This window comes from Pseudomonas sp. PL-6 (assembly GCF_054110165.1).
On record NZ_CM134189.1, the window covers coordinates 4,204,272 to 4,212,003 of the forward strand.

The window sequence follows — 7,732 nt, forward strand, 5'->3', positions numbered from 1 at the left end:
AGCCCCTCCCAAGGTTCACACGACCGTAGGAGCGGCTTCAGCCGCGAGCTTTCATAAGCCCAATGAAAAAGGCCGCTCGATGCGGCCTTTTTCATTTCTATGGTTTGCTCACTGCTCCAGCACGATCTTCGGCGCCCACTGCATCCAGCCGTCCTCGGGCTCATCGAACAGCGCAAAGGTCTGCCCCGGCTGCGCCGGCCCGCCCATTTCCGGGTTGTTCGGCGTGGCGAAGGCGATACCGCCCTCGATCAGCGCCTCCAGCGACTCGGTACGCACCTTGACGCCCTTGAACAGCCCGGCATCCACACCGATGCCGCTGGCATTCCAGAAGCGGCTGCCGCTGCGCACCAGCGGTGCATAACGCGGCTCGATCAGCACATGGATCAGCACCCGATCCGAGGTCGGCCCCAGTTCGAAGTTCACCACCTTGCCCACCGGGATCTCACGATAGCTGACCAGTACGCCGGGCTTGATCGAGCCGCGCCGCGCTGCGCTGAGCACCAGACGCAGGCCCTCTTCACGCGCAGTCTGACTGGGCGGGCTGCCCAATGCGGTGAACTCCAGCCGCCGCGCGCCCGGCTTGGCTGCCGGCTGCACTTCCAGATACTGACCGCTGACCAGGGTACCCAGGTTGGCGGCGCGGGTCAGACTCAGTTCCGGCTTGATCACCCAGAACTGCGTGCCCTCGCGGGCGATACGCTCGGCGGCCTCGGTGATGCGCACGCCCAGCACCACGGCCTGCAGGTCGTCGGTGAGGCTCATGCTCTCCACCTTGCCGACCTCCAGGCCCTTGTAGCGAATCGCCGTGCCGGGCTGCAGGCCGTCGCCATTGGCGACCCGGATGCTGATCGGTTGCCCAGGTTGCAGGGCGCTGTCGCGATCGGCGTATAGGTTGAAACGCTGCACCCGCCGGTCGCTCCTGGCCGCCTGCGGCTCGGGGGTCTCGAAGGCGATGCCGCCGGCCAGCAGGGTCTGCAGCGACTCGCTCTTCACCTCCACCCCCGACAGCCCGCCCTTGAGGGTGATACCGCTGGCATTCCAGAAGCGGGTCGAGGAGTTGACCAGATGGCTGTACTCCGGCTCGATGTGCACGCCCAGCACCACCTGGCGGTCGTCGCGCGACAACTGGAAGCTCTGCACCGAACCCACCTTGATCTGCCGGTAGAGGATCGGACTGCCCACCTCCATGGACCCCAGGTTGTCGCTGAACAGCACCAGGTGCAGCCCCGGCGCGCCCAGATCCAGCGGCGGCGCCTTGGGCCGCGCCACGAACTCGCGCAGCGGCGGATTGCCGCTTTCGCCGGGACGGATGGCGATGTAGTTGCCCTTGACCAGCGCCTCCAGACCGGTGATGCCGGCCAGCGAGATCGACGGTCGGACCACCCAGAAATCGGTGCCCTCGACCAGGTAGTCCTCGGTACGCGGGTCGAGCATCAGCTCCACCTGGGCGCCGCCCAGGTCGGCATCGACCTTGAAGGTCTTCATGTGGCCGACCTGGATGCCCTTGTACATCACCGGCGTGCGTCCCGGCTCCAGGCCTTCGAAGTCGTGTAGCTTCAGCGCGACGCGGATACCGGCCTGCGCCGCGTCGTAGTCCTCGTAGAGGCGGAAGGGAATGCTCGGATCGGTGGCCGGACTGTCCTTACGGTGCTCCGGCGTGGCGAAGGCGATACCACCGGCGACTATGCTGGCCAGCGACTCGGTACGCAGCTTGACCCCGGTCAGGCCGGCGTCGATGGACACACCGCTGGCGTTCCAGAAGCGCGTGTGCTTGCGTACCAGGCTGGCGTACTGCGGCTCGATGAACAGCTTCACCTCGACCGTGCTCTGATCCGCGCCCAACACGTAGCTCTTCACCCGACCGACCTGGATCTGCTTGTAGAACACCGGACTGTCCTTGCTCAAGGAGCCGAGGCGTTCGGCATGCAGGGTCAGGTGCAGACCGGGCACGTCGTCCGCCAGCGGCGGCGCCTCGGGCAGCGCGGTGTACTTGCGCGCCGGCTCGCCCTCCCCCGGGCTGACGGCGATGTAGTTGCCGGACACCAGGGTCTCCAGCCCGGTAATCCCGGCCAGGGTGACGCTGGGCTTGACCAGCCAGAAGCGCGTGCCGCTGAGCAGATGGGGCTCGGTGTCCTTGTCCATCTCCAGCGTGGCGATCACCCCGCGCCGCTCGCCGCTGCGATCGAGCGCCAGTTCGGTGACCTTGCCGATGGCGATGCCCTTGTAGATCACCTCGGTCTTGCCGACCTGGATACCGGAGCCGTTCTCGAACAGCACCTGAATCTCGATGCCGGCTTGCGAATAGGCGCGCCAGGCCAACCAGGCCCCTATCGCCAGGGCGAGCAGGGGCAACACCCAAATGGCAGACCAGTTGGAAGCCGGTCGAGTCTTGGCCGTTGGCAGATCAGTCATGGTCAGGTTCCGTGTTGTCCCAGATCAGGCGGGGGTCGAATGTCAGGGCGGCGAGCATGGTCAGAATCACCACGCTGGCGAAGGCGGCGGCACCGGCATTCGGCTCGATGCTGGCCAGGCTGCCGAAGTTCACCAGCGCGACCAGGATGGCGATGACGAAGATATCCAGCATCGACCAGCGGCCGATCCACTCGATGAAGCGATACATGAGAATGCGCTGGCGCGCCGACATCGGCTGATGACGTTGCACCGAGTACAGCAGCAAGGCGATGCCGACCAGCTTGAAGGTCGGCACCAGGATACTGGCGACGAACACCACCGCAGCAATCGGCAGCATGTCGTACTGGATCAGCTCGATCACCCCGCCCATGATGGTCGACGGTGCCCCCTTGCCCAGGCTGTTGACTGTCATGATCGGCAGCAGGTTGGCCGGGATATAGAGAATCGCCGCGGTCAGCAGCAACGCCCAGGTGCGTGCCAGACTGTCGGGCCTGCGCGCATGCACCTGCGCACCGCAGCGACTGCAGTACTGGTGCTTGACGTCTGGGTCGACGGGGTTGAGCTGATGGCACTCATGGCAAATCAGCAATCCCGCATCAATCGCCCGCATGAATGTCCTCCCCGGACAAGGCTTCCCAGATCTGATGTGGCGACATGGTCACCTCCAGCCACACCTGCACCAGCAGCAGCGCGACGAAACAGAACAATCCCAAACCGAGGCTCAGGTCGGCCAGATCCATCAGCTTGACTATCGCCACCAGGATGCCCATCAGATAGACCTCGAGCATGCCCCATTCGCGCATATGGTGATAAATGCGATAGAGCAGCAAACCATAGCTGCGTCCGAAATCCAGGCGAATGCTCAGCAGCACCAACAGCTGGCACAGCAGCTTGAGCAGCGGCACCGCCATGCTGCAGAGAAAGACCACCAGGGCGATGCCCTGCATGCCGCTGTCGTAGAGCCCTGCAACGCCACTCCAGACTGTATCCTCGGTGGTCTGCCCCAACAGGTTGAGCTGCATGATCGGCAGAAAATTGGCCGGCACATAGAGCAGCAGGGCCGCGATCACCAGTGCCAGACTGCGCCTGACCACGCGGTGCCGGTGGCGGAACAGTTCATAGCCACAGCGCGGGCATGCCGCGCTTTCGCCATCGCTCAAGCTCGGCTTGTGCATCAGCAGATCGCACTCATGGCAAGCGACCAACGCCTCCAGCGGAAACGTCATTAGCCGCTGCTCGGTAGCCGAATCAGACATGAAGCCCCCCAGGTAATATCGACCTATTCTAGACGAGCCACGGCAACGGACATACACAGGCGAACGGCGTCTCTTACGGCACAAGGTGTGCCACGATTTTCCGACGCACAAAGAAGAAACCCCAGACCGCGTTGGCGATCTGGGGTTTCGTATAGGAGCTTGACGATGACCTACTCTCACATGGGGAAGCCCCACACTACCATCGGCGATGCGTCGTTTCACTGCTGAGTTCGGGATGGGATCAGGTGGTTCCAACGCTCTATGGTCGTCAAGCAATTTGTTGCTGTCGCGGGGTTAGCCGTTACAGCGAATTGGGTATGTGACAGTCGTTTGGCTTGGCCTTTGGGCCTGTAGCTCTCGTGCAAATCTTCGGCTGTTGTCGACTTCACCATCGACACCCTCTGCTCTCAGAGCAGATTGTTTGGGTGTTATATGGTCAAGCCTCACGGGCAATTAGTATGGGTTAGCTCAACGCCTCACAGCGCTTACACACCCCACCTATCAACGTCGTAGTCTTCGACGGCCCTTCAGGGAGCTCAAGGCTCCAGTGAGATCTCATCTTGAGGCAAGTTTCCCGCTTAGATGCTTTCAGCGGTTATCTTTTCCGAACATAGCTACCCGGCAATGCCACTGGCGTGACAACCGGAACACCAGAGGTTCGTCCAACCCGGTCCTCTCGTACTAAGGTCAGCCCCTCTCAAATCTCAAACGTCCACGGCAGATAGGGACCGAACTGTCTCACGACGTTCTAAACCCAGCTCGCGTACCACTTTAAATGGCGAACAGCCATACCCTTGGGACCGGCTTCAGCCCCAGGATGTGATGAGCCGACATCGAGGTGCCAAACACCGCCGTCGATATGAACTCTTGGGCGGTATCAGCCTGTTATCCCCGGAGTACCTTTTATCCGTTGAGCGATGGCCCTTCCATACAGAACCACCGGATCACTAAGACCTACTTTCGTACCTGCTCGACGTGTCTGTCTCGCAGTCAAGCGCGCTTTTGCCTTTATACTCTACGACCGATTTCCGACCGGTCTGAGCGCACCTTCGTACTCCTCCGTTACTCTTTGGGAGGAGACCGCCCCAGTCAAACTACCCACCATACACTGTCCTCGATCCGGATAACGGACCAGAGTTAGAACCTCAAGGTTGCCAGGGTGGTATTTCAAGGATGGCTCCATGAGAACTGGCGTCCCCACTTCAAAGCCTCCCACCTATCCTACACAAGCAAGCTCAAAGTCCAGTGCAAAGCTATAGTAAAGGTTCACGGGGTCTTTCCGTCTAGCCGCGGATACACTGCATCTTCACAGCGATTTCAATTTCACTGAGTCTCGGGTGGAGACAGCGCCGCCATCGTTACGCCATTCGTGCAGGTCGGAACTTACCCGACAAGGAATTTCGCTACCTTAGGACCGTTATAGTTACGGCCGCCGTTTACCGGGGCTTCGATCAAGAGCTTCGCTTGCGCTAACCCCATCAATTAACCTTCCGGCACCGGGCAGGCGTCACACCCTATACGTCCACTTTCGTGTTTGCAGAGTGCTGTGTTTTTAATAAACAGTCGCAGCGGCCTGGTATCTTCGACCGGCATGGGCTTACGCAGTAAATGCTTCACCCTCACCGGCGCACCTTCTCCCGAAGTTACGGTGCCATTTTGCCTAGTTCCTTCACCCGAGTTCTCTCAAGCGCCTTGGTATTCTCTACCTAACCACCTGTGTCGGTTTGGGGTACGGTTCCTAGTTACCTGAAGCTTAGAAGCTTTTCCTGGAAGCATGGCATCAACCACTTCGCATTCTAAAAGAACGCTCGTCATCAGCTCTCGGCCTTGATCTCCCGGATTTACCTAAGAAACCAGCCTACCACCTTAAACACGGACAACCAACGCCGTGCTGGCCTAGCCTTCTCCGTCCCTCCATCGCAGTAACTAGAAGTACGGGAATATTAACCCGTTTCCCATCGACTACGCATTTCTGCCTCGCCTTAGGGGCCGACTAACCCTGCGTCGATTAACGTTGCGCAGGAAACCTTGGTCTTTCGGCGTGCGAGTTTTTCACTCGCATTGTCGTTACTCATGTCAGCATTCGCACTTCTGATACCTCCAGCAAGCTTCTCAACTCACCTTCACAGGCTTACAGAACGCTCCTCTACCGCTCATCCTAAGATGAACCCGTAGCTTCGGTGTATGGTTTGAGCCCCGTTACATCTTCCGCGCAGGCCGACTCGACTAGTGAGCTATTACGCTTTCTTTAAAGGGTGGCTGCTTCTAAGCCAACCTCCTAGCTGTCTAAGCCTTCCCACATCGTTTCCCACTTAACCATAACTTTGGGACCTTAGCTGACGGTCTGGGTTGTTTCCCTTTTCACGACGGACGTTAGCACCCGCCGTGTGTCTCCCGTGCTGACACTTGCCGGTATTCGGAGTTTGCATCGGTTTGGTAAGTCGGGATGACCCCCTAGCCGAAACAGTGCTCTACCCCCAGCAGTGATACACGAGGCGCTACCTAAATAGCTTTCGAGGAGAACCAGCTATCTCCGAGCTTGATTAGCCTTTCACTCCGATCCACAGGTCATCCGCTAACTTTTCAACGGTAGTCGGTTCGGTCCTCCAGTCAGTGTTACCTAACCTTCAACCTGCCCATGGATAGATCGCCCGGTTTCGGGTCTATACCCAGCGACTAAAGCGCCCTATTAAGACTCGCTTTCGCTACGCCTCCCCTATTCGGTTAAGCTCGCCACTGAATATAAGTCGCTGACCCATTATACAAAAGGTACGCAGTCACCCAACAAAGTGGGCTCCCACTGCTTGTACGCATACGGTTTCAGGTTCTATTTCACTCCCCTCTCCGGGGTTCTTTTCGCCTTTCCCTCACGGTACTGGTTCACTATCGGTCAGTCAGTAGTATTTAGCCTTGGAGGATGGTCCCCCCATATTCAGACAAGGTTTCTCGTGCCCCGTCCTACTCGATTTCATTGACAAGAGAGTTTCGCGTACAGGGCTATCACCCACTATGGCCGCACTTTCCAGAGCGTTCCGCTACTCTCAAATCAACTTAAGGGCTAGTCCCCGTTCGCTCGCCACTACTTAGGGAATCTCGGTTGATTTCTTTTCCTCAGGGTACTTAGATGTTTCAGTTCCCCTGGTTCGCCTCACACACCTATGTATTCAGTGTGTGATACCCAGCTTATGCTGGGTGGGTTCCCCCATTCAGAGATCTCCGGATCAAAGTCTGTTTGCCGACTCCCCGAAGCTTTTCGCAGGCTACCACGTCTTTCATCGCCTCTGACTGCCAAGGCATCCACCGTATGCGCTTCTTCACTTGACCATATAACCCCAAGCAATCTGGTTACGATCTCAATCGTGAAGACGACATTCGCCGAAAATTTGCGTCTTGAGAACTACAAATTTTACCTTGACCAGATCAATTGCCAGTGAAAGCAATTAATCAGTCACTTCTATCACATACCCAAATTTTTAAAGAACGATTTTCGTACCGGTCAAAAGACCAGAAATCAGCACTCACCAGGTCAACCCTGAAGCGCTCATTTCTGAACTCTTTCTCTGCTACCGCAACGCGCGAGAGTGGTGGAGCCAAGCGGGATCGAACCGCTGACCTCCTGCGTGCAAAGCAGGCGCTCTCCCAGCTGAGCTATGGCCCCGTAATCATCTGCACCAAGCAATTGGTAGGTCTGGGCAGATTTGAACTGCCGACCTCACCCTTATCAGGGGTGCGCTCTAACCAACTGAGCTACAGACCTATAACAGGGTCGCGTTACAGCATCGTCTTCGACTATGAATCAAGCAATTCGTGTGGGAGCTTATGAGAAAGCCGGTGTCTTCGATTAAGGAGGTGATCCAGCCGCAGGTTCCCCTACGGCTACCTTGTTACGACTTCACCCCAGTCATGAATCACTCCGTGGTAACCGTCCCCCCGAAGGTTAGACTAGCTACTTCTGGAGCAACCCACTCCCATGGTGTGACGGGCGGTGTGTACAAGGCCCGGGAACGTATTCACCGTGACATTCTGATTCACGATTACTAGCGATTCCGACTTCACGCAGTCGA

At 58.2% G+C, this 7,732-nt stretch carries 3 protein-coding genes, 2 tRNA genes and 3 rRNA genes (1 of these 8 running past the window's edge); all 8 read right to left on the reverse strand.

Going from position 1 to position 7,732, the window contains the following annotated elements:
* Positions 1 to 108: 108 nt before the first annotated feature.
* Positions 109 to 2,412: a PqiB family protein gene (locus tag ACW9UL_RS18195; RefSeq protein ID WP_457787873.1), complete on the reverse strand. Its 2,304-nt coding sequence runs from the start codon at positions 2,410 to 2,412 to the stop codon at positions 109 to 111.
* On the reverse strand, positions 2,405 to 3,022 hold the full coding sequence (locus ACW9UL_RS18200; protein ID WP_031304153.1) for a paraquat-inducible protein A: 618 nt from the start codon (positions 3,020 to 3,022) through the stop codon (positions 2,405 to 2,407). Before ACW9UL_RS18200 ends, ACW9UL_RS18195 begins: the two co-directional genes overlap by 8 nt.
* Positions 3,009 to 3,668, reverse strand: coding sequence for a paraquat-inducible protein A (locus ACW9UL_RS18205; protein ID WP_457787874.1), 660 nt, complete (start codon positions 3,666 to 3,668; stop codon positions 3,009 to 3,011). Before ACW9UL_RS18205 ends, ACW9UL_RS18200 begins: the two co-directional genes overlap by 14 nt.
* A gap of 157 nt (positions 3,669 to 3,825) precedes the next feature.
* Positions 3,826 to 3,941, reverse strand: a 5S ribosomal RNA gene (gene rrf, locus ACW9UL_RS18210).
* 159 nt (positions 3,942 to 4,100) lie between these two features.
* A 23S ribosomal RNA gene (locus ACW9UL_RS18215) occupies positions 4,101 to 6,992 on the reverse strand.
* A 258-nt stretch (positions 6,993 to 7,250) separates the two neighbouring features.
* Positions 7,251 to 7,326 (reverse strand) — tRNA-Ala (locus tag ACW9UL_RS18220).
* Between the two features lie 22 nt (positions 7,327 to 7,348).
* Positions 7,349 to 7,425 (reverse strand) — tRNA-Ile (locus ACW9UL_RS18225).
* Positions 7,426 to 7,510: 85 nt separating this feature from the next.
* Positions 7,511 to 7,732 (reverse strand): 16S ribosomal RNA (locus ACW9UL_RS18230); it runs 1,315 nt beyond the window's last position.
* Together the 16S, 23S and 5S rRNA genes with 2 tRNA genes alongside form the textbook arrangement of a ribosomal RNA operon.

What these genes read in the sequence shown, in the direction of transcription:
- ACW9UL_RS18195 (WP_457787873.1), bottom strand. Translation starts at nt 2,412, where the DNA reads ATGACTGATCTGCCAACGGCCAAGACTCGACCGGCTTCCAACTGGTCT.
- ACW9UL_RS18200 (WP_031304153.1), bottom strand. Translation starts at nt 3,022, where the DNA reads ATGCGGGCGATTGATGCGGGATTGCTGATTTGCCATGAGTGCCATCAG.
- ACW9UL_RS18205 (WP_457787874.1), bottom strand. Translation starts at nt 3,668, where the DNA reads ATGTCTGATTCGGCTACCGAGCAGCGGCTAATGACGTTTCCGCTGGAG.